General features: G+C 70.3%; 24 protein-coding genes. 11 read left to right on the top strand and 13 right to left on the bottom strand.

Features of this window, described 5'->3' with window-relative positions:
- Nucleotides 1–25 precede the first annotated feature (25 nt).
- The 3 genes from AC1ROW_RS05605 to AC1ROW_RS05615 form a co-directional block, all read right to left on the bottom strand.
- Nucleotides 26–640 (bottom strand): GNAT family N-acetyltransferase, encoded by a 615-nt coding sequence (locus AC1ROW_RS05605; RefSeq protein ID WP_493017847.1) that lies wholly within the window; start codon nucleotides 638–640, stop codon nucleotides 26–28.
- A gap of 79 nt (nucleotides 641–719) precedes the next feature.
- Entirely contained in the window at nucleotides 720–1,316 is a 597-nt protein-coding gene (locus tag AC1ROW_RS05610; protein ID WP_493017848.1) for a YdeI/OmpD-associated family protein, read from the bottom strand.
- A 37-nt stretch (nucleotides 1,317–1,353) separates the two neighbouring features.
- On the bottom strand, nucleotides 1,354–1,557 hold the full coding sequence (locus AC1ROW_RS05615) for a hypothetical protein (protein WP_493017849.1): 204 nt from the start codon (nucleotides 1,555–1,557) through the stop codon (nucleotides 1,354–1,356).
- A 112-nt stretch (nucleotides 1,558–1,669) separates the two neighbouring features.
- Here AC1ROW_RS05615 and AC1ROW_RS05620 point away from each other — a divergent pair, with 112 nt between their 5' ends.
- The 4 genes from AC1ROW_RS05620 (at nucleotide 1,670) to AC1ROW_RS05635 (ending at nucleotide 4,747) form a co-directional block, all read left to right on the top strand.
- Complete coding sequence (locus AC1ROW_RS05620; RefSeq protein WP_493017850.1) at nucleotides 1,670–2,602, top strand: NAD-dependent epimerase/dehydratase family protein; 933 nt, start codon at nucleotides 1,670–1,672, stop codon at nucleotides 2,600–2,602.
- Nucleotides 2,599–3,570 (top strand): RNA polymerase sigma-70 factor, encoded by a 972-nt coding sequence (locus tag AC1ROW_RS05625; RefSeq protein ID WP_493017851.1) that lies wholly within the window; start codon nucleotides 2,599–2,601, stop codon nucleotides 3,568–3,570. The genes AC1ROW_RS05620 and AC1ROW_RS05625 overlap by 4 nt, the downstream gene beginning before the upstream one ends.
- 55 nt (nucleotides 3,571–3,625) lie before the next feature.
- A complete protein-coding gene (locus AC1ROW_RS05630; RefSeq protein ID WP_493017852.1) occupies nucleotides 3,626–4,462 on the top strand; it encodes a hypothetical protein in 837 nt (278 codons plus the stop codon).
- An 81-nt stretch (nucleotides 4,463–4,543) separates the two neighbouring features.
- Nucleotides 4,544–4,747 (top strand): hypothetical protein, encoded by a 204-nt coding sequence (locus AC1ROW_RS05635; RefSeq protein WP_493017853.1) that lies wholly within the window; start codon nucleotides 4,544–4,546, stop codon nucleotides 4,745–4,747.
- On the opposite strand, the gene AC1ROW_RS05640 is transcribed toward AC1ROW_RS05635, so the two are convergent.
- The 5 genes from AC1ROW_RS05640 to AC1ROW_RS05660 all read right to left on the bottom strand — a co-directional run bounded on the left by AC1ROW_RS05640 (nucleotide 4,748) and on the right by AC1ROW_RS05660 (nucleotide 11,076).
- Nucleotides 4,748–5,698 (bottom strand): PrsW family intramembrane metalloprotease, encoded by a 951-nt coding sequence (locus AC1ROW_RS05640; protein ID WP_493017854.1) that lies wholly within the window; start codon nucleotides 5,696–5,698, stop codon nucleotides 4,748–4,750.
- A 33-nt stretch (nucleotides 5,699–5,731) separates the two neighbouring features.
- The gene (locus tag AC1ROW_RS05645) at nucleotides 5,732–7,648 is read right to left on the bottom strand and encodes an alpha/beta hydrolase (RefSeq protein WP_493017855.1); all 1,917 of its coding nucleotides are present in this window, start codon (nucleotides 7,646–7,648) and stop codon (nucleotides 5,732–5,734) included.
- A 131-nt stretch (nucleotides 7,649–7,779) separates the two neighbouring features.
- On the bottom strand, nucleotides 7,780–9,147 hold the full coding sequence (locus AC1ROW_RS05650; protein ID WP_493017856.1) for an NAD-dependent succinate-semialdehyde dehydrogenase: 1,368 nt from the start codon (nucleotides 9,145–9,147) through the stop codon (nucleotides 7,780–7,782).
- Nucleotides 9,148–9,297: 150 nt separating this feature from the next.
- Nucleotides 9,298–10,593 (bottom strand): APC family permease, encoded by a 1,296-nt coding sequence (locus AC1ROW_RS05655; RefSeq protein ID WP_493017857.1) that lies wholly within the window; start codon nucleotides 10,591–10,593, stop codon nucleotides 9,298–9,300.
- Between the two features lie 102 nt (nucleotides 10,594–10,695).
- Entirely contained in the window at nucleotides 10,696–11,076 is a 381-nt protein-coding gene (locus tag AC1ROW_RS05660; protein ID WP_493017858.1) for an SHOCT domain-containing protein, read from the bottom strand.
- Between the two features lie 190 nt (nucleotides 11,077–11,266).
- On the opposite strand from AC1ROW_RS05660, the gene AC1ROW_RS05665 reads away from it, so the two are divergent.
- The 4 genes from AC1ROW_RS05665 to AC1ROW_RS05680 all read left to right on the top strand — a co-directional run bounded on the left by AC1ROW_RS05665 (nucleotide 11,267) and on the right by AC1ROW_RS05680 (nucleotide 14,761).
- Complete coding sequence (locus tag AC1ROW_RS05665) at nucleotides 11,267–12,748, top strand: anaerobic C4-dicarboxylate transporter family protein (protein WP_493017859.1); 1,482 nt, start codon at nucleotides 11,267–11,269, stop codon at nucleotides 12,746–12,748.
- A gap of 31 nt (nucleotides 12,749–12,779) precedes the next feature.
- On the top strand, nucleotides 12,780–14,132 hold the full coding sequence (locus AC1ROW_RS05670) for a M20/M25/M40 family metallo-hydrolase (protein ID WP_493017860.1): 1,353 nt from the start codon (nucleotides 12,780–12,782) through the stop codon (nucleotides 14,130–14,132).
- Between the two features lie 26 nt (nucleotides 14,133–14,158).
- Nucleotides 14,159–14,398, top strand: a complete 240-nt coding sequence (locus AC1ROW_RS05675) for a hypothetical protein (protein WP_493017861.1) — start codon at nucleotides 14,159–14,161, stop codon at nucleotides 14,396–14,398.
- A gap of 69 nt (nucleotides 14,399–14,467) precedes the next feature.
- Complete coding sequence (locus tag AC1ROW_RS05680) at nucleotides 14,468–14,761, top strand: hypothetical protein (RefSeq protein ID WP_493017862.1); 294 nt, start codon at nucleotides 14,468–14,470, stop codon at nucleotides 14,759–14,761.
- Between the two features lie 10 nt (nucleotides 14,762–14,771).
- On the opposite strand, the gene AC1ROW_RS05685 is transcribed toward AC1ROW_RS05680, so the two are convergent.
- Together AC1ROW_RS05685 and AC1ROW_RS05690 are read right to left on the bottom strand one after the other, a co-directional pair.
- A complete protein-coding gene (locus AC1ROW_RS05685; protein ID WP_493017863.1) occupies nucleotides 14,772–15,044 on the bottom strand; it encodes a hypothetical protein in 273 nt (90 codons plus the stop codon).
- Between the two features lie 31 nt (nucleotides 15,045–15,075).
- Entirely contained in the window at nucleotides 15,076–15,474 is a 399-nt protein-coding gene (locus tag AC1ROW_RS05690) for a DUF7144 family membrane protein (RefSeq protein WP_493017864.1), read from the bottom strand.
- 191 nt (nucleotides 15,475–15,665) lie between these two features.
- Between AC1ROW_RS05690 and AC1ROW_RS05695 the strand changes: the two genes are divergently transcribed.
- On the top strand, nucleotides 15,666–15,959 hold the full coding sequence (locus AC1ROW_RS05695; protein WP_493017865.1) for a hypothetical protein: 294 nt from the start codon (nucleotides 15,666–15,668) through the stop codon (nucleotides 15,957–15,959).
- A 37-nt stretch (nucleotides 15,960–15,996) separates the two neighbouring features.
- The gene (locus AC1ROW_RS05700) at nucleotides 15,997–16,842 is read left to right on the top strand and encodes an SDR family NAD(P)-dependent oxidoreductase (protein WP_493017866.1); all 846 of its coding nucleotides are present in this window, start codon (nucleotides 15,997–15,999) and stop codon (nucleotides 16,840–16,842) included.
- 39 nt (nucleotides 16,843–16,881) lie between these two features.
- Here the strand turns inward: AC1ROW_RS05700 and AC1ROW_RS05705 are convergent, their stop codons facing one another.
- The 3 genes from AC1ROW_RS05705 to AC1ROW_RS05715 all read right to left on the bottom strand — a co-directional run bounded on the left by AC1ROW_RS05705 (nucleotide 16,882) and on the right by AC1ROW_RS05715 (nucleotide 19,843).
- A complete protein-coding gene (locus AC1ROW_RS05705; RefSeq protein WP_493017867.1) occupies nucleotides 16,882–18,648 on the bottom strand; it encodes an ABC1 kinase family protein in 1,767 nt (588 codons plus the stop codon).
- A 4-nt stretch (nucleotides 18,649–18,652) separates the two neighbouring features.
- The gene (locus AC1ROW_RS05710) at nucleotides 18,653–19,249 is read right to left on the bottom strand and encodes a PadR family transcriptional regulator (protein WP_493017868.1); all 597 of its coding nucleotides are present in this window, start codon (nucleotides 19,247–19,249) and stop codon (nucleotides 18,653–18,655) included.
- A gap of 171 nt (nucleotides 19,250–19,420) precedes the next feature.
- Nucleotides 19,421–19,843, bottom strand: a complete 423-nt coding sequence (locus AC1ROW_RS05715; RefSeq protein WP_493017869.1) for an immunity protein CdiI family protein — start codon at nucleotides 19,841–19,843, stop codon at nucleotides 19,421–19,423.
- Between the two features lie 131 nt (nucleotides 19,844–19,974).
- Between AC1ROW_RS05715 and AC1ROW_RS05720 the strand changes: the two genes are divergently transcribed.
- Nucleotides 19,975–21,069 (top strand): SRA domain-containing endonuclease, encoded by a 1,095-nt coding sequence (locus AC1ROW_RS05720; RefSeq protein WP_493017870.1) that lies wholly within the window; start codon nucleotides 19,975–19,977, stop codon nucleotides 21,067–21,069.
- Nucleotides 21,070–21,087: the final 18 nt, after the last annotated feature.

Raw genomic sequence — 21,087 nt, forward strand, 5'->3', positions numbered from 1 at the left:
GTTTCCTCAGAGAACCGAGGAGCGTCTAGCCCCGATCGACCGGATCGCGCCACATCGTCGTGACCGGTGCGCCGTCGAGCACCGCGCGAAAGCCGCCCACCGGTCGGAAGCCGGCGCGCGCGTAGCGGTGGTCGTTGGCCGGGTTGGTCGACTCGAGGTAGGCGGGCAGCCCGCCGGCGTCGAACCGGGCGAGGTCCTCCGCGAGCAGCTGTTGCCCGATGCCACGGCCGCGATGGTCGGGATGCGTCGCCAGGAGACTCAGGTACATATGGGCCGGCTCGTGCGGGTGCGCGTCGTCGAACAGCGCGTAGAGCTGCTCGTACGCGGCGTACCGCTCCGGCGACAGCGTCGCGACCAGGAGGGTGTCGAGGTCGCGCTCCTGCTCCGGGGTGAGCTCGTCCACGGCGGGCGGCAGCCAGACCGCGACGCTGGCGATCTCGCCGTCCGGCCCGTCGAGGACCGAGACGGTCCCGTGGCCGACCGCGCCCTCCGCGAAGAACCGCCAGAACGGCAGGAGGTGGCCGGTGCCCCCGTCCGCGGCGACGAGCGCGGGACCCCACACCGGGTCGTCGCGGAACGCGAGCGCCATGGTGGTGGCGATCGCGTCCACGTCGTCGGGGCGGGCGGTGCGTCGGTTCATAGCGGCACTGTAACGGTGGCCGGCGACAGCGGGGAGGCCGCCGGCGTACCGACGCCCCGCTCCGAGCGCCGGGGCGCCGTCACTGCGGATGGGGCGTCTCGCCCGCCTCCAGCATCCCGATCAGCTTGGCGAGGCGGTTGCCGCGGCTGGTCGCGCTGGGCGCGGTGATGACGCGGTGGATGACGGAGTACCGGTTCGCCGCGTTGAGCGTCGCGAAGGTGGCGGCGGCCGCCACCGAGACCTCGAGCGCCGCGGCCAGGTCCTCCGGGATCTCCGCGGTGCTCGACGGCGCGTAGGCGCGCTCCCACCGGCCATCCGCCTTGGCTCGCTCGATCTCGGCGTAGCCGCGGTCCCGCATCCGGCCCTCGGCGATCAGCGCCTCCACCAGCCCGATGTTGCGCTGCGACCACAGCGAGGCGGCGCGCCGCGGCGTGAAGCGCTCCACGAACGTCGACGCGTCGCGGCTGCGCTTCTGCCCGTCGATCCAGCCGCTGCACAACGCCTCGTCCACCGCCTCCGCGTAGCTGAGCGACGTCGGGTCCGTCGTTCCCTTCTTGGCGAGCACCAACCACACGCCGTCCGAGCCGTCCTCGTTGGCGTCGAGCCACGCGCGCCAGGAGGCGGCGTCGGCGACGACCAGCTCGGTCGTAGCTGGGGAGGCGGCAGGCGGCGTCATCGTGTGATCGTAAAGCCCGCCTCCGACACCGACCGCCTCACGCATGCAGCAGCACCAGCACGTGGTAGACGACGTACGCCGGCCAGACGATCGCCTGCAGCAGCCCGAGCACGACGCCCCAGAACGAGCCGTTGGAGACCGACACGAAGTAGATCGCCGCGCCGATGTACGCGATGAAGAAGAAAAAGCCCCACTGCGCCGATTGGACGATCACCCGGCCGCCCCGCCCGTTCTCGCTCATGGCCGTCAGGTTAGCGAGTGGAGGCCGCCCCGGGGAGGGCCGGATGTCACACGGGCGATCGCTGTCCCGTCTGCAGGGATGTACGCAGAGAACACAGCGGAAGGTGGACATGATGCGGGTCTTCGTGGCAGGTGGGAGCGGCGTGCTCGGCCGGCGGCTGGTGCCGCAGCTGGTGGCGCGCGGGCACACGGTGACGGCGTCGACGACGAGCGCGGCGAAGCTCGGGACGATCGAGGCGATGGGCGCGACCGGCGTCGTGATGGACGGACTCGACGGTGCGTCCGTCGGCCGGGCGGTGGCGTCGGCCGAGCCGGAGGCGATCATCCACCAGATGACGGCGATCAACCCCGCGCACGCGGGCAAGCCGGACCTCAAGCATCCCGACAAGTGGTTCGCCGGCACCAACCGGCTGCGCACCGAGGGCACCGACCACCTGCTGGCCGCGGCCGAGGCGCAGGGCGTGACGCGGTTCCTCGCGCAGGGCTACGCGAGCTGGAACGGCCTCCGCGAGGGCGGCTGGGTGAAGACCGAGGCCGATCCGCTCGACCTGCTGACCGGCACGCCCGCCGAGCCGGGGATGCGCGCGATGAAGCACGTCGAAGACACGGTGACCGCGTTCGGCGGCGCGGTGCTCCGCTACGGCGCCCTCTACGGCCCGGGCGCAACCGACGACCAGGTCGAGCTGGTGCGGCGCAGGCAGTACCCGCAGGTCGGGCGCGGCCAGGGCTACAGCTCGTGGGTGCACCTGGACGACGCCGCGTCGGCGACCGTCCTCGCACTGGAGCAGCACGCGACCGGCGTGTTCGACATCGTGGACGACGACCCGGCCCCGGCGAGCGAATGGCTGCCGTACCTCGCCCGGACGGCGGGGGCGAAGCCTCCGCTGCGCATCCCGGTCTGGCTGGCGCGGATGGCCGCCGGGGAGCAGGCTGTCATCATGATGACGGAGGGCCGCGCCTTCTCCAACGCGAAGGCCAAGCGCGAGCTGGGCTGGGAGCTGCGCTACCCGTCCTGGCGGCAGGGGTTCGCGGAGGGACTGACGTGACCGAGGACACGCAAGAGACGTTCCAGGAGCTCCGGCCGCTGCTCTTCTCGATCGCGTACCGCATCCTCGGCAGCGTGACGGAGGCGGAGGACGCGGTGCAGGAGACGTGGCTGCGCTACCAAGCCGCGGGCGTCGAGCCCGCCTCGGTCAAGGCGTACCTCTCGACGATCGTCACCCGCGTCTCCCTCGATGTGCTCTCCTCCGCGCGGGTGCGCCGCGAGGCCTACGTCGGGCCGTGGTTCCCGGAGCCCCTGCTCTCCGATCCCTACGAGGACCCCGAGCGCGCGGCCGAGCTGGCGGACTCGCTGTCGATGGCCGCCCTTCTGCTGCTCGAACGCCTCACCCCGCTGGAGCGCGCGGTGTTCGTGCTGCGGGAGGTGTTCGCGTTCGACTTCCCCGAGATCGCGACGGCGGTCGGCCGGTCGGAGGCCGCCTGCCGCCAGCTCGCGGTCCGCGCCCGCCGCCACATGGACGAGGGCCGGCCGCGCTTCGACGCCGACCGGGCCGAGCGCGAGGACCTCGCCGCCCGGTTCTTCGACGCGTTCCGCGCCGGCGACGTGGAGGCGCTGCGCGCGGTTCTCCTCGCCGATGTGGACCTGGTCGGCGACGGCGGCGGCAAGGCGCCGCAGTGGGCACGGCGCGTGATCGGAGCGGACGACGTGGCGCAGGTGCTGGTCGCGATGGCCGGCCCGTTCGCGGCGATCGGCGGGACCGTCGAGCAGCACGAGGTGAACGGGCAGCCGGGCGCCGTCTTCCGCGACCGCGACGACCGGGTGATCAACACGATGAGCCTGGAGATCGTCGGCGGCGGCGTCCAGACCATCCGCACGGTCATCAACCCCGACAAGCTGGCGCACGTCGGCCCGGTCGCCGACGCCTGGGCGGTGCTGCGGGAGGCCAACAGGGCGCGCCTCGCGGCCGGCGGCGCCCCGCTGCCTCCGCTGGCCAAGCGCGTCCACCGCGACTGAGCAGCGCCGCCGGACCCCTGTTCCGCCGGCCCGCCCGCACCGATACTCTCGGCTCATGGCCTCCGTCCCGCTCACCGACGCGCAGGTGCGCGAGCTGCGCGAGAAGTACGCCGCAGGCGCGCGCCAGGTGCAGCTCGCCGCCGAGTACGGCGTGCGCCAGAACACCGTGTCGAGCCTGGTGACCGGCCGGTCGCGCCAGGAGGCCGGCGGACCGATCCTGCCGGGCAAGTCGCGCAAGGTGACGAGCGCGGAGGTCGTCGCCATCCGGGAGGCCGTCGCCGCCGGCGCCCCGCGCGCGGAGGTCTCGGAGCGCTACGGCATCTCGCACCAGATGGTCTCCAACATCGCCTCCGGGCGCGCGTTCGCCGACGTCGGCGGACCGCTCACTGGCGCGGCTGCCACGCGCGCCCGGCCGCTGACCGTCGAGCAGGTGGAGCGGATCCGGGAGCGCGTCAGGGCCGGCGAGGACCGCCAGGCGATCGCGGACAGCTTCGGCGTCTCGCACTGGACGATCGCGTCCGTCGTGCGCGGAGCCACGACGGGCGTCGAAGCGGCGTCCGGGGACGACGACGAGGTGGTCCAGATGCGCCGACTGCACAGCGCCGGCGTCTCGCAGACCGAAATCGCGCGGCGCTTCGGCACCAGCCAGCAGCGGGTCAGTCTGATCGTTCGCGGCAGCTCCCACGCCGGGCACGGCGGCCCGATCGCCGAGGCGCACCGGAGGCGGCTCGGCGACGACGAGGTGCGCGGCATCCGCGAGGCGTTCGCCGCCGGGACGTCGCTCACCGAGCTGGCGGAACGCTACGACGTCGCGCCCGCGGTCCTCCGGCTGGTGGTCACCGGGCGCACCTACGCGGACCGCCCGGGGCCGATCGCCGGCCCCCGCCCCTGAGCGGGGCCCGGCGTTCAGCTGTGGGTCGCGCGCAAGCCGGTTGAGCTTCCGGCGATCCGGTGGCACCGTCGGAGGATGGGCATGAAGAAGAAGGCCAAGAAGGCCTACAAGCGCGCAGTCAAGGCCGTCGACAAGGCGGTACGCACGGCAGAGAACGCGGACGAGGCGGCGCGCAGGCGCCTGACGAAACTGGCGGAGCGGCTCGCCGAGTACCAACCGACCCACCCGAACGCGCCGATCGACCTCACTCCCCCGCTCCCGCGCGCCGGCGGGAGAAACGCGTAACTAGGCCGGGGGCATCGGCGCGGGCTGCGGCTCCGACGCCGCACGGGCGGTCTCCGTCCGGCGGTAGTGGCGGAGCACCAGCCACAGGGTGATGATCCCCGCCGCCGACACGACCGCGAGCGCCACGATGTAGAGCACGGTCGCGAGCGCCTCCACCTGGTTCGCCGTGCTCTGCTGCAATCCGCCGCTCTGCAACTCCTGCACCGCCCTCCCGTTGGTCAGCACCGCGAAGAATGTGGCGATGTCCGATGCGGAATCCCACGCTGCGTGCAGCAGCGAGACGCACGCGTAGGTGAGCAGGATCCACCACGACCAGCGGAACCGTCTGGCGCCGCGGGCCGCGCCGAAGATCACCGCGCCGAGGATCGCCGTCCACAGCACGTGCCCGACCGGCGCGAGGATGGCGCGCACCAGCTCCGTCTGCAGCAGCGAGACGAGGTCGATTCCGCGGGAGGTGATGGCCGCGTTGAACGCGTAGCCCGCCGACTCGAATGCGGCGAACCCGGCCCCGATCGTCGCGCCGAGCAGAGCGCCCTGCTTCGCGGTCTTGGGCACGGTCCGCCAGCCGAAGATCACCAGCAACGCCACCTTGACGAATTCCTCGATCAGCCCGACCAGGCCGTAGACCCAGAAGCTCTGGTGGAGGTCGGCCTCCAGCAGCGAGGCCCCGAGCACGCCGAAGATGCCGCCGACGAAGAACGCGAGGATGAGCTGGAGGGTGCTGATCGACCCGGTCACCCGCTCGATCGCGAAGAGCACGACGCAGAACGGCACCAGGAAGCTGCCGAGCAGGATGAGCGTCGGGACGAGATTGATGTTGCCGGTGAAGGCGGTGACGACGATGGTGATCACCCACAGCCCGAACCCGGCCAGGAGGGTCTTCCACCACCAGCCGTGGTGGTGGTGCGGGTGGGCGCGATCCTCGACGTCCAGGGTTTCGGCGGCGGTCATGTGGCCGACGTTAGCCGCGTCGTGCCGCCGGGCCTACCCCTCCGGGTCCCTATTCACGATCGTGAAGGCGAGCTGCGCGGCCGGCCCGAAGATCGGGAGGGCGCGGGCGGCGGGCGGGAGGTCGAGCACCGCGTGGATGACGTTGCGGTTCTGCGGGTCGGGCGTGAGCGCCAGTTCGTCCGACATCTGGCCGAGCTGGTTGATCGCTCCCGGCACGGCGCTGTTCCAGCCCGTCCAGGCGCCGAAGCGCCCGGCGGCGGAGCGGCCGATGTCGACGATGAGGACGTCCTGCCAGTCGCCGACCTGCTCGAGGTTGCTGGAGAAGTCGAAGACGCCGTTGCGCGTGATGACCTGGTAGACGCGGAGGGTGAGGGCGTAGCGGGAGAGATCCTGGCTGAGGCGGGCGTACTCGGAGGAGCCCGGTCCGGCGGCGCCCGGGGCCGGCACCGCGGGCAGCGTGGGGTCGAGCGGGTTCTCGAGGGGGACGTCGGCCGGCGGGAGGGAGGCAGCCTCGGTGGTGTGCTCGTCGTCGCCCGCTCCGAACGACTCCACGAAGCGGTGCCACCAGCCCTGGCGGGCGGGCGCAGGCGCGGGTGCGGGCGCAGCGGGTGCGGGCGCAGTGGGTGCGGCGCCGGGCGCACCGGCCGGCCCGGGATCGTCGCCCACCCCCGGCGTCACGTGCGTCGGCGGCAGGTCGCTCGGCGGCTCCTTCGAGAACAGGAACGTCCCCACCAGCGGGATCGGCGCGTCCACCGAGTCGTCACCCGGCGCGCCAGGGGCGTGCTGCGCGATCTCCGCGTTGAGCTGCACCGGGTTGTAGTGCACGGCCTTCTGCTCGGTGATCAGCACGGAGAGTCCCCGGATGGCGAGCTGGAGGTCGGCCTGCCAGGCGACGTCCGGCTGCGCGGCCACGACCGACGCAGGCGGGAGATTGCTCAGCTCCACCTGCACCGACCAGTGGCCGAACAGGAAGCGCGACAGATTCTGGTAGCCCTCCTCGGAGTTCACCTCGCCGTACGGACCGGAGTGCGACTTGTACACGAACGCCCGGTGCGCGCCCTTCACGTAGGCGTTCTCGATGAGCACGAGCCCGTCGCTGCGCGGCCCGACGCCGAGCTTCGCCAGGTTGTAGTCGTTCTGGTCGGTGCCGATGATGCAGAACACGTCGTCCACGTCGAACACCGCCGACGGGATGACCCGCGGGTCCCACGCCACCCCGATCGGCTTATCGCCGAACTTCTTGCCCGGCGTCAGGTAGCCGTACATCTTCGGCGGCGAGAAGATGTCCGACCCGGCCGGTCCGAAGGTCTCCATCAGCCAGTTGAGGAGGCCGCCGGTGAAGACGATCCCGCCGTGCGGGGTCGCGTAGGTGCAGAACTTGGCGACGAGCTCCTTCGCCGGGATGCGGCCACCCTCCTCGCACACCTTCTGCATCATGCAGCGCGCGACCAGGCCGCCCATCGAGTGCGCGACCAGGAACACTTTCGGCGCCCCGGTCTTCTCGCGCACCGACAGCACGAGGTCGTAGAGCTCGCGTGCGGCCTGCTCGATGTCGAAGCCCTGCGCCTGCGTGTGCTCGCGGACGAGGTCCTCTGTCCAGGTGATCGCCCGGTCGAAGAGGTTGCCGGTGCGCGGCGTCGGCGCCGCGTACGTCGTGGCGGCCTCGTCATAGAAGCGGTGGATCCAGATGGATTTCTGCGGCAGCGAGCCGTCGGCGGCGGTCGCGAGCAGCTCCTTCTGGCTCCCGCGCACGAACACCTGGTAGGCGCGCTCCCCCAGCAGCCGCAGCAGCGGTCCCTCGAACTGGTAGAACATCGGGTCGCCGTCACCGTTGACCCGGGTGTGGGTGGCGCCCTCGTTGAAGCCGTAGAAAGGATCGTTGACCGTGGAGTCGATCTGGCTGGTCGGGCCGGCATACCCGCGGCAGTAGACGATCGGCAGCTCTTGCACGGGGACAGCGTCCCGCTGATTGTGAGGAAGTGTCAAGACCGGGTGGTCTACCGCGCAGGCGGTCTCGTGCTCCGAAACGCCGAAACGGCCGGCCACCCGAAGGCGACCGGCCGTCCGTGACACCGAGAGCGTCAGCCGCCGATGCGGATGAGCTTCTTGTTCACGAACTCGTCGGCGCCGAACCGGCCGAGCTCCCGGCCCGAGCCGGAGCGCTTCACGCCGCCGAACGGCAGCTCAGCGCCGTCTGCAAGCACCACGTTGACGAAGACCATGCCGGCCTCGATCTGGTCGGCGACCCGGAGGGCCTGCTCCTCGTCGGTCGTGTAGAGGTACGAGCCGAGCCCGAACGGGGTGTCGTTGGCGATGCGCACCGCGTCCGCCTCGTCCTTCGCGCGGAACACCTGGGCGACCGGACCGAAGAACTCCTCCTTGGAGGCCGGGTTGTCCGGGGTCACGTCGGTGAGCACGGTCGTCTCGAAGAACGCGCCGTTGCGGCCGCCGCCGCGCACCAGCGTCGCGCCGTTGGCGACGGCGCGCTTCACCTGCTCGTCGAGGCCCTCCGCCGCCTTCAGCGACGAGAGCGGGCCGAGCGCCGAGGACTCGCTGGTCGGGTCGGTGGCCTCCACCTCGGCGAGCTTGGCGGTGAACTTCTCCAGGAAGGAGTCGTACAGCTCGTCCGCGATCACGAAGCGCTTGGCCGCGTTGCAGGACTGACCGCTGTTGTCGAGGCGGGCGTCGACCGCGTTCTGCACGGTCGCGTCCAGGTCGTCGGTCGACAGCAGGATGAACGGGTCGGACCCACCCAGCTCCAGCACGACCTTCTTGAGGTTGCGGCCGGCGATCTCGGCGACCGCGGCGCCGGCGCGCTCCGAGCCGGTCAGCGAGACGCCCTGGACGCGCGGGTCGGCGATGACCTTCTCGATCTGGTCGTGCGATGCGTAGATGTTGACGTAGGCGCCCTCCGGGAAGCCCGCGTCCAGGAACATCCGCTCGATGGCGGCGGCCGACTCCGGGCACTGCTCGGCGTGCTTGAGCAGGATGGTGTTGCCGATGATCAGGTTCGGTCCAGCGAAGCGGGCGACCTGGTAGTACGGGAAGTTCCACGGCATGACGCCGAGCAGGACGCCCAGCGCCGAACGGCGGACCACCGCGGAACCGGTGCCGTCGAGCAGCTGGATCGGCTCGTCCTTCAGGAACTCCGACGCGTGGTCGGCGTAGTACTCGTAGATCGCCCCGGCGAAGTCCACCTCGCCGAGCGCCTGCTCGACCGGCTTGCCCATCTCGCGCACGATGATGTCGGCCAGCTCCTGGCGGCGCTCCACGTGCAGCTCCCCGACGCGGCGGACCAGGGCCGCCCGCTCCTCGACCGTGGTCGTCTTCGACCAGGTGCGGTACGCGTTCTCGGCCGACGCGATCGCGGCCTCGAGGCCGGCGTCGGTGATCGTGTCGAAGGTCTTGACCGTCTCGCCCGTGGCGGGATTGGTCACGGCGTAGCTCATGTTGCTCCTTATTCCTACAGTGACGGGGTCGTGGCCCTGGGGTGAACGTGGCGAAAGAGCCCCCGTGAGGGGCCCTCGGTAAAGACCCTACGGGTCCGGAGCGCCCCGCGCTACGCGCCGAGGCCGCGTCCCGCAGCGGGCGCCCATCCCTCACGCCGCGCGGGGCCGCTTCCGCCCCCGCGCCGCGGCCTTCCAGCCGAAGTCGATGACCACCGCCAGCACCAGGATCCCGAGGAGTGCGAACGCCGTCTTCGGCTCGTTCACGAGCGTCGTCGTGCTGAAGATCACGAACGTCCCGAGCGTGGCCAGCAGTCCGACGACGAGCACCACGACGTTGCCTCCGGTCTCGTGCCGGATGCGCAGGTGGCCGATGCTCACGGCCGAGAACACCAGCAGGGCGACGGCGCTCCCGATGGACGCGATCGCGTTGAGGTTGAAGAACGACACCAGCAGGATCGCCAGCACCGCCATCACGACCAGCCCGGCCGGGAACGGTCCCCACTTGCGGCCGAAGAACGGCGGGAACTGGCCGACGCTCGCCAGGTGCTGCGTCATCCCGATGGACGGGTAGAGGCCGGCGTTCACGGCACCGGTGGTCGAGAACAGCGCCGTCACCACCATGAGCACGTAGCCGGCCTGCCCCAGCACCGGCTTGGCAGCCTCGGCGAGCGCCGTCGTCCCGTACTTCACGACCTCGTCCGCGGTGAGCGTGCCGAACACGCCGAGCGACACCGCGACGTAGACCGTGGTGGCGATCAGCAGCGCGAAGTAGATCGCCTTCGGCAGCTGACGCGCCGGGTTCGGGAGGTCCTTCGCCGTGAACGTGATCACGCCGAAGCCGAGGAACGCGAAGAACGTGAGCGCCACGCTGGAGATGATGTCCTGCCAGCCCGGATAGCCGGACGGCGCGAGCAGGGCCGGATTCCAGGTCGCGATCGTGACGACCGCGAACAGCACCAGGATGACGAGGACGACGCTCACGATCACCGACTGCACACGCGCCACGGCAGCCGACCCGATGGTGTTGAGCCCGCTCATCACCAGGATGAGCAGCACCCCGAGGACCTTCGCCCACGTCGGGTCGTCGTGCGCGACGACCGAGCTCGCGTAGCTGCCGAACGACGACGCGATCATCGCGACCACGATCGACCCCGCCGTGAAGAACAGCCACGCCCCGATCCCGGCGACGTGACCCTCCCCGTACCCTTTCGAGAGGAACGTCAGGATGCCGCCCCCGGACGGGTACTTCGAGCCGAGCTTGGCAAACGAGTAGCCCTGCAGGAGGGCGATGATGCCCGCGATGAGGAACGACAGCCAGACCGCCGCACCGGCGACCGCGCCCGCGGCTCCCAGGAGGGCGAAGATCCCGGCGCCGACCATCGAGCCGACCCCGATGTAGGTCGCCTGCAGCACCGTCATGCGCTTGGCTCCGGACGGTGAACTCATGCGCGGCCTCCGATCCGCTCCCCATCGGCGTCCGACTGCGGGCGCCGCCGCGCGGGGGGTTGAACCGCCGCGGCGCCCGGAGCCGGTGACCACGCGTGCGTGCTAGCCGAGCGCCCGTGCCTTCAGGTGGGCGAACTCGTCCTGCGAGATCGCGCCCGAGTCCAGCAGGGCCTGCGCCTTCGCGATCTCGTCCGCCGGGGTGCTCGTCGACGTGACCTCGCGGATGTGCGCGTCCACCGCCGCCTGCGTGTCGACGGCCTCCTTCATGTTGCGCTCCGCCATGCCGCGGCCGCGGGCGATGAGGTAGACCAGCGCCGTCAGGAACGGCACGAAGATCAGGAAGATGATCCAGACCGCCTTCCACCAGCCGTTGAGCGTGTGATCGCGGAACAGGTCGCCGATGATCGCGAACAGCGCGAACAGGTAGGCGACGAACGCGAAGCACCAGAAGAACAGCCAGACCGTACTCCAGAAGCTGCTCATTTCGGTCCCTCCCCTCGAGTGCCGGCCTTCTATGCCGGCGACGGGAATGTAACTCCGGCCGGGCGTCCCTGGCTACACCCGGTTTTCGGGAGTTTCGAAATGTTCAAAATCCGAACAATTGCCCTATTCCCACCGCCGTGACCGTGGTGCATCCTGTGGGCGAACAGGGAGACGGCGCCTGGGGAGGCCCATGATGGATATCGCTCTGGTCATCATTCAGGGGTGCGTCGTCATCGGCGCGATCGTGCTGGGGGTCAGGACCGGTGGCATCGGCCTGGGGCTCTGGGGGGTGGTCGGCACCGCGATCCTCGTGTTCGTCTTCCGGCTGCCGCCGGGGTCGCCGCCGATCGACGCCTTCTTCATCATCATCGCCGTGATCACCGCGTCCAGTGCAATGCAGGCCGCCGGCGGCATCGACTACCTGGTGTCGATCGCGTCGAAGATCATCCAGCGCAACCCGAGACGGCTCACCTACGTGGCTCCGTTGGTCGCGTTCGTCTTCACCGTGCTCTCCGGCACGTCGAACATCTTCTTCGCGCTCATCCCGGTGATCTACGAGACCGCGTACCGGAACGGCCAGCGACCCGAGCGGGCGCTGGCGGCCTCCACCGTGACGTCGGGCCTCGGCATCACCGCGAGCCCGGTGTCGGCCGCGATGGCCGCCTACCTCGTGCTGATGGAGTCGAAAGGCTTCGGCCTCCCGCAGGTGCTGGCCATCACCATCCCGTCGGCGATCGTCGCCTGCATCGTCACCTCGTTCGTGCAGCAGCGGATCGGCAAGGAGTTGCTCGACGACGCCGTGTTCCTCAAGCGCGTGGAGGCCGGGACAGCGGAGGTCCCCGCAGCGCTCGAGCACCGCTACGAGCAGCAGATCGGCCGGGCGGCTCCCGCCGCGACGGCCGGTGCCGGCGGCGCGACCGACGCCGGAGCGGCGCCCACCGCCGTCGCCACCAAGCCGCCGCGGGGCGCCGGCCGGCTCTCCAAGGAGGAGGCCTCCGCGATCGAGCACCCGGTCCCGCCGGGAGGAGCGACCGCCGCGTGGATCTTCGTCGCCGGAACGCTGCTCGTGGTCCTGCTCGGCCTGTTCCCGTCGCTGCGCCCGGCGTTCCCCGACGCGGAGGGCAAGCCCCAGCCGATCCCGATGGCGACCGTGATCGAGATGGTGATGTTCACCGTCGCGCTGGTCATCATCCTGGTCCGCCGGGTGAAGCCGTCGCTGGTGGTCGAGCAGCCGCTGCTGAGGGCAGGCTATGTCGCCGCCGTGGCGCTGTTCGGGATCGCCTGGATGGCCGACACCTTCATCTCCGCCAACGAGGAGACGATCATCAAGCCGCTCGGCGAGCTCATCAACGCCAACCCGATTCTGCTGGCAGTGGCTCTGTTCATCGTGGCAGGTCTGACCACCAGCCAGTCGGCGACCACCAACACGCTCATCCCGATCGCGCTGACCGCGGGGCTCGCGCCCGGGGTGATCACCGCGATGTGGCCGTCCCTGATCGGCGTCTGGCTCTTCCCGGCGAACGGCTCGCAGATCGCGTCGGTGGAGACCGACCGGACCGGGTCCACGAAACTCACCCAGGTGCCGGTCTGGCACTCCTTCACCATCCCGATGCTGGTGTCCTGGGTCGCCGTGGTGGCGTCCGGCCTCCTGATCCAGCTCGTCATCCACTGAGCGCGCCGCCGCCACTTCTCGGAGGAACACCATGACCGACACCGCAGCCGACGTGGCCGCCGCCGCGCAGGAGCTCATGCCTGATGTGCTGGAACGCCTCTACGGCCTCGTGCGCATCCCGTCCGTCGCCTTCCCCGGCTTCGACCCGGAGCCCGTCCACAGGATGGGTGAAGCCGTGGTCGAGCTGTTCGAGGCGGCCGGGGCCGACGGCGTCCGCCTGCTCGACGTGCCAGGAGGCTACCCGTGCGTCTACGCGGACCTCCCCGGCCCGGAGGGCTCGCCCACCGTGCTGCTGTACGCGCACTACGACGTGCAGCCCGCGCCGGAGAGCCAGGGCTGGTCGACCCCGCCGTGGGAGCCGACGCGCGCCGCGAACGGCCGAATCCACGGCCGCGGCGCCGCCGACGACAAGTCCGGGCTGGTCGCGAACTACGCCACGCTGAAGCTGCTCGGCGCCGATCGCCCGTGCCGCGTCATCCTGCTCTCGGAGGGCGAGGAGGAGACGATCTCGCATCTCGAAGCGTTCGTGGAGGCCAACCCCGCGCTGTTCGCGTGCGACGCCGCCGTCATCGCCGACATCGGGGGCCAGGAGGTCGGCCGCCCCGGCCTCACCGTCGCGCTGCGCGGCGACGTCGCCTGCACGGTCACCGTCCGCACCCTGGCCAACCCCGTCCACTCCGGCGAGTTCGGCGGCGCGGCGCCGGACGCGATGACGGCGATGATCCGCATCCTCGACACCCTGCACGACGAGAACGGCGACACGGTGATCCCCGGCGTCGACTCGGGGCGCTGGGAGGGGGCGGCGATGGACGAGCCGGTGTACCGGGAAGGGTCGGCCATCCTCCCCGGTGTCGACTACCTGGGCACCGGCTCTTTGGCCGACCGGATCTGGATGAAGCCCTCGGTGACGGTGCTCGGGATGGACCTCCCGAACACCGCAGAGGCGTCCAACGTGCTGCTGCCGTCGGTCACGGCGAAGCTCTCGATGCGCATCATCCCGGGCTCGGACGGCGACGCCCAGCTGGAGGCGCTGATGGCGCACCTGCGGTCGCAGCGCCCGTGGAACTGCGTGGTCGAGGTGGAGAAGGTCAAGGTCGGCCACGCGTTCCGGGTGGACGAGAGCCACCCCGCGATCCCGGCCGCGATGGACGCGATGCGGGAGGCCTACGGCCGCGACGTCGAGTCGATCGGCAGCGGCGCCTCCATCCCGCTGGTCGCCTCCCTCAAAAAGGTGTCGCCCGGCGCGGCGATCCTGCTGTGGGGAGCCGAGGACACCAAGCAGTCGCGCATCCACGCCTCCGATGAGTCGGTCGACCCGGACGAGATCGAGCGGATCATCGTCACCCAGACCCTCTTCATCCGGAAGCTCGCGGCCGCGATGTAGGCCGGCACAGGACACGGGGACGGCCGATGCGGGAGCTCGCCAGGTTCGCGGGGGCGGTGGCGCTGATCGCCCTCGTGGCCCTGGCGACCACACCGGGCCAGCCGCTGAGCACGACCCGGCTGCTGGACGCGCTGGTGGTGCTGATCGCGGCGGCGGTGAGCGCGTTCTGCGCGGGCGTGGCGGAGGTGCGGCGCGTCCAGGCGGGGGCGACGGCCCCCGACGACCAGCTCGCTCTGAGCGCGCCACGCGACGGCGTGGTCAGGTGACCGAGTGGTCGGGTGACGGAGTGGTCAGGTGACGGCCTGAGGCGCCCGTCCTGTGTGTAGTTTGGTCGCATGACCGACCTTCCGGACGCGCTCCCTGCCGACTACGAGCCCGCGCACGTGTTCCGCGTGGTCGCGATGCCCCTCGACCGCGGCTGGGGCGTGTGGCTGCGCGCGGCCGACGACAGCGTCATCCACAGTTTCGGGCTCGGGCTGCCTCCGGACATGCCGTTCCGTCCCGACGTGCTGGAGGTGCTCGGGCCGGTGCTCAACCTGCAGTTCCGGCTGGCGTACATGGACGACGCGGCGTGGGACGAGCTGGAGAACCACTGGTCGGCGGTCGTGTACGAGTACACGCCGCGGTAGTCACAAGAATTCAGTCGTCGGGAGTCGTGACCTGTTCCACGCCGGCGGCGTCCCCAACGGTCCCCGGCACGGTCCCCTCGTAGAGGTAGGCTGCCGCCTCGGGCCACGCGCTGGCGTCCGCCAGCCGGAACACATCCACCGCGGCCGCCCCCTCGAACGCCGAGGCGGCCCGGAGCACCGCCGGCGGCCGGGCACCGACGATCGGGAGCTCCTTGGTGATGGTTCCGACCGACTCGTCCGGGTACACGAACACCGCAACGAACGTGTCGTGCACATCGTTCATGACCCGGTCCCGATGTCGTCCCTGTCGCGCGCTAGCTCTTCAGCTCCCGTCCGTGCACCGTGACCGCGTAGATGACGAGGATGTCGACCGTCACCATCACGATCGACCACCACGGCTGCGCCGGCAACGACATCAGCTGGGTGACCGCGTTGAGCCCCGCGATCACGACGGCGAACACCCGCGCCCACATCGCTCCGCGCAGCAGGAACAGTCCCGCGAGCAGCAGGAGCACGCCGATGATCAGCGACCACCAGCCCCACAGCGCCACGTTGAAGGAGGCGACGGCCTTCGTGCTGACGAAGTACGCCGTGTTCGGTCCGATGATCGCCATGATCCCGTAGAAGATGTCGATCGCCGCCCCGATGAAGAGCATTGTCGACGCGAAATACGCCCAGCCGACCCAACCGGTCGCCGTCCTCGCCTCAGTCATTTCGGGCACCCCTCTCGTCCGTCGCCGCCGCCGCGGCCGCGGCTGCGGCACCCCCGCGGAAGACCCTCCGGCTCCCCCGTGGCGGCATGATGCCCCAGCGGTCGGGAACTCGGCAAGACGTCGTTCCTCGCCGACCGGGGGACAAAATTCGGGAATAGCCAAGGCCCTCCGTCCGGAGGCACAATCCGCATATGAGCGAAGCCAACGCCACCGGCCCCACCGCCCTCGGCCCCGGCACCGTGCCCGGGGGCATCCCACTCAAACTGCACCTGAACGAGCCGGAGTACGCCGCGCTCGTCCGGATCGCTTTGCACCGTCACACCACGGCGTCCCACCTGGTCGAGATGCTCGTCTTGCGCGCGTTGGAGAACACCGAGGTGCCGCCGCCGGCCGACTCGTCGCCGAAACGGTCGCACACGACCTACGACGAGGCGACGCGCGGGTTCACCCGCGACGGAGAGCGGGTGACGCTGCCGGAGCACTGACTGCCGGAGCACTGACTGGCGGTGGCAGGATGACCTCGTGACCGAATCCATCCTCCTCGTCACCGGAACGTCCTCCGGTATCGGCCTCGCGACCGCGGTCGCCGCCGCCCGCCACGGGTTCACCGTCGTGGCCACCATGCGCGACCTCGGCAAGGCGTCGGCTCTGCAGGCCGCCGCCGACGCGGCCGGCGTCTCGCTCGATCTCCAGTCGCTGGATGTGACCTCGCCGGACTCCGTCGCCGCGTGCTTCGGCCACATCCGGTCGACCTACGGGCGTCTCGACGCACTTCTCAACAACGCGGGCGCCGGGCACCTCGGGACGGTGGAGTTGGAGTCCGTCGCCGCCGTGCGCGCCGTCATGGAGGTCAACTTCTTCGGCGTCGTCGCCGTCACCAAGGCCGCGATGCCGCTGCTGCGCGAGAGCGGCGGCCGCGTGGTCACCGTGTCGAGCGTCGGCGGCGTGGTGGGCCAGCCGTTCAACGAGGCGTACTGCGCCGCGAAGTTCGCCGTCGAAGGCTTCATGGAGTCGCTGACCCCGGTCGCCGCCACCGTGGGTGTCGGCGTGAGCGTGATCGAGCCCGGCGCCGTGACGACCGAGTTCGTCGCGAACGTGCAGGCGCAGGAGGCCCCGACGGTGGCGGGGACGCCGTACGAGGGCGCGCTGAACGCCTACCTCGCGCGCACCGCCGCCGCGTTCGACCCGGCGGCCGCGCAGACTCCGGAGGGCGTGGCCGACGTGATCGTGGAGACGCTTCGGGCTTCGGAGCCGCCGGCGCGGGTGCAGACGTCGGAGGCGGCGCGGCGGTTCGCCGCGGTGAAGCTCGCGGACCTGGACGGCGCACACGTGCAGGCGGTGACCCGGCACTGGGTGACCGGTGCCTGACCCGGCCTCCCCGCCGCGCCGGTTCCTCAGCTCGCCGGACTACCGCCTCCGGCCGCCCACGAGCACGTAGATCAGCGGCAGCGCCGACACGCTCATCAGCACGATCCCGAAGGCCGGCACCGTCGGCAGCAGCACCGCGCCGGCGACCAGGAACCCGCTGAACAGCACCGCCGCGATGAGCCGCCGGGTGACGCGTTCGAGCCGCCCGATCCTCTGGTCGAGCGCCGGTGTCTTGACCGAGAAGTTGCCTTCCTCGATCCGGTTGACCATCCCGTCGAGCCGTTTCGGCAGCCGGACCGCCACGCCCGCGATGGAGACGGCCTCCTTCAGCGCGTCCTGCACCATGTTCCGGCTCTCGTCGCGCAGCAGCTGCGTCGCGTACGGCTCGATCGAGTCCCACAGGTTGAACGCCGGGTCGAGCGCGCTGCTCACCCCTGACGTGAGCGACATCGCCCGGATGATGAGGAGGAAGTTCTCCGGCAGCTGGAACGGCAGCGACCGGATCACGTCGCCGAACTGGGTGGCGAAGTCGCGGAACTCCCGCTGGTCGACCTCCCGCAGCTGCGCGAACCCCATCCCGCCGAACCGCGCGAACAGCTGCGTCATCGCCCGCTCGAGCTCGCTCGTGTCGGAGGTCGGCAGCAGCACACCGACATCGCGCATCGCGTCGACGAGCCCCTTGCCGTCTCGTCCAGCCGCCGCGATGAGGAGCTTGCGGAGGCCGCGCCGGGTGCCGTCGGGGACCTCCCCCATCATCCCGAAGTCGATGAACGTCAGCTTCCACGGGTGCGCAGTGGTCGCGTCCATCCCGTCGCCGATCTCGGCCACGTTGGGTGTGACGAAGATGTTGCCCGGGTGCGGGTCGGCGTGGAAGAACCCGTTCGTGAACAGCTGGTCGAACATGACCGAGGCGAACACCGGCGCCACGTGCGCCGGGTCGATCCCCGCGGCGCGCAGCGCGAGCACGTCGGTGATCTTGATCGCCGTGACGTCTTCGAGCGTGAGCACGCGACGGGTGGTCCGCTCCCAGACCACTTCCGGCACCGCCACGCGCGGGTCGTGGGCGAAGTCCTCCGCGAACCGCGCCGCGCTGCGGGCCTCGTGGAGGTAGTCGATCTCCTCCAGGCTGGTGGCCGCGAACTCCTCCACCAGGGCCGGCATGTCGACCCGCTCGGCCACCACCCGGACCCGCCTGAGCCAGCCGCCGACACGGCGCAGCGCCGCGAGGTCGACGTCGACGATCGCGTCGATCCCCGGCCGCTGCACCTTGACGACGACCGTGTCGAGCCCGGTGTCCTCCCGGTCCTGTGCGGCGAGCCGCGCCCGGTGCGCCTGGCCGAGCGAGGCCGCCGCGACGGGCACCGGGTCGATGCTGTCGAAGACGCGCTCCAACGGCATCCCGAGCTCAGCCTCGGCCAGCCTCCTGATCGCGTCGAACGGCACCGCCGGCACCTCGTCCTGCAGCCCTTCGAGCTCCTTGGTGATCTCGGGCGGCAGGATGTCGAGCCGGGAGGACAGGAACTGCCCGACCTTGATCATCAGCCCGCCGAGCTCGACCGCCAGGTCGTGGAACCGTCGCGCGAACGCGGTGAGCCGTTTGGTGCGCCCGCGCTCGCTGAGTCGCCAGAGCCCGATGCGCGGCAGGAAGAGGTCGTACCACCAGATGTGGATGAGGTTGGCCGCGGCGAACCGCAGGATGCGGCGGTAGCGGGCCCGGGTGTTGCCGGAGCCCGCTACTGCTGTTTTCTTGTTGTTCGTGCCTGGTGTCGTCGTCGCGCCTGATCCGGCCGCGTCGGGCGCCGCCACCCGCTCAGTCCTGGGCGTCCTGGGCGAGGATCGAGTACAGCTTCCGCCGCGCCTCGTCGAGGACCGCTGCGGCCTCCTTGATCTGCTCGGGCGTCCCCGTGCGCCGCACCTGCGCGGCGGCTTGCGCGAGCGCCATCCCCGCCTTCGGCAGCTCGGAGTCGAACGGGTTGTGCCCGCCGCTCCAGTTGCCCGGACCCCACGGACCGCGGCTGTCCTGCTTCTTCTCCTCCGGAGCCCACGGCGCCGGCCCGGCCTCCTCGGCGGCCGCACGGCCCTCCTCGGTCAGCGAATAGGTCTTGCGCCCGTTCGACTCGTCGGCCGTGATGAGCCCCTCATCCGCGAGCAGCTGAAGGGTCGGGTAGACGGACCCCGCAGACGGCTTCCAGCTCCCGCCGCTGCGCTCCTCGATCTCCCGGATGATCTGGTACCCGTGCATGGGCTTCTCGGCGAGCAGCGCGAGCACAGCGGAGCGCACGTCGCCGCGCCCCATGCGGGTGCCGACCTTCTTCTCGAACTGCGACCGCAGCTGGTCGAACGCCTGAAACAGGCTGTCCGCGTTCATGTTGGCCCAGCCTCCGCCGCCGGTGAATGTTCCGCTCATGATGTGCCTCCAGGTGTGGATCGTGGTGAGTCGGTAACGATAGTTAACGATATATCGTTCGGGGGTGGATTGGGAGGGGTTGGTGGGAAAAGCTGATCGCGTGCTTACCGTCCAATCGCGGGGTCTGCTGATCGTTCGGGTGACCGCATTGCGCGTCACCCCGGACCTCACCTAGTCGCGATGCTCAGCGTGAACGATCGCGAAGTCCCAGACTTCTTCCGCAAGCCGCAGAGCGAGCAGGTCACCACGGGCCTCCCACGCCCCTAGCGCGACTGGATCCTTCCACGGCTCCCCCGGGCCAGCCGCGGCCTCCCACTCGTCGTACCACTGGCGAAGGGCGTGAGTGAGTTCGTCGCCCAGGGCGAAATCCTCGGGGTCGGCGGTGTACCCGACGGACGAGTCCCAGAGCGGCCAAGGGTGGCCGTGATCTGGAAAGAACCTGACGTGGCGCAACTCGCCTGAGCGCCGCTTCGCCTCGCGAATAACGGTCGAGTCAGCATTGCTAAACGTGGGGATGGGCAGCTCCACTTGGGTGACCGGATCGAGGACAATGCCCGTGGTCTCGAAGTCGCGGCTCGTGATCTCGCGTCGCATCTGTCCAGCCTGCCACCAAGGCAGATAGGCGGCCGAAGCTGCAAAGCCGGACGCTGCGCGTGCTACAGGTGTCTCTCTAGTGCCCCTTGGTGGGGATTGCAGGCATTACATGCATTTCGTAGCGTCGACTCATGCCCGACATCACGCCTGCGCAACTCTCGCTCGAACTAAATTTCAGTCAGAAGCGGATCCGAGACGTGTTGCGCGAGCTCTACGGGACGCCGCCGGACGGCTTGACACGGTGGGCGCTGAGCGACGAGCAAGCAGATGCGGTGAGGGCCCATATCGGACGATCCGCCCGCACAGATGGCGCTGTGTGGACGCTCGAACCCGGGGACGCTGTCCTTCGCCGCGCGCTTCACGCGGCCTACGGCGGAAGTCGGCAGAACGGGATCGTCACGCTCAAGGGGCGGCCCGACATTCTGGTATTCACCGACGCGAGAAGCGGTTCGGCCTTCGGCTACCACCTGTTCGAGGGCCTACAGGAAGACGGCTCGTACTCCTACACCGGAGAAGGTCAGCGTGGCGACCAGCAGCTCACGCGCGGCAACCGTGCGCTGGCCGAATCGGGACCCAACGGGCGTCCGATCCGCCTCTTCACCGTCCAAGGCACATCAGTGACGTACGTCGGGGAGTTCGCCACCGGAGACCCGACGTACTGGGAGAGAACCATCCCTGACATCGACGGTAAGCCGCGAACCGGACTGATCTTCAACCTCGTCCCCGTAGACGCGGCGAGCACTCTTCTTGCTCCGGCGTCCGCGGCGGAAGCTCCGCAAGCGGACGTCGACGCATGGACGCTGCCGAATACAAGTGACGTGATCGTCGCTGTTGAAGCTCCCGAGGCACCAAGCGATCGGGTGGTCTCGCGCCTTGAATTCGCCCTCCAGTCAGACTTCGGGACGTGGCTGCGGGCCGGCGGCGACGAACCGCGACGCCTGCGGCTGACCTCACACGGTGCGACCATCGAGCCTGATCTGTACGTGGAGTCCCGCGGATGGATCGTCGAAGCCAAGAAGTCTTCCGGTCGGAACTACGTGAGGACCGCAATCGGCCAGGTACTGGACTACGTGCACGTCGCCGAGCAGGCAGGCAGGTCGGCGACCCCGGTGGTGCTGCTGCCTTCTCGCCCCACGCCGGACCTCGTTGCGCTGCTGGGCCGGCACGGGATCACCCTGGTCGTACGGGCCGACGAGGAGTTCGAAGTCGTGTCGCCCAAGGCGTAGGCGGGCGCGGGGTTACGT

Source organism: Leifsonia sp. GW821-FHT13C09 (genome assembly GCF_058806435.1).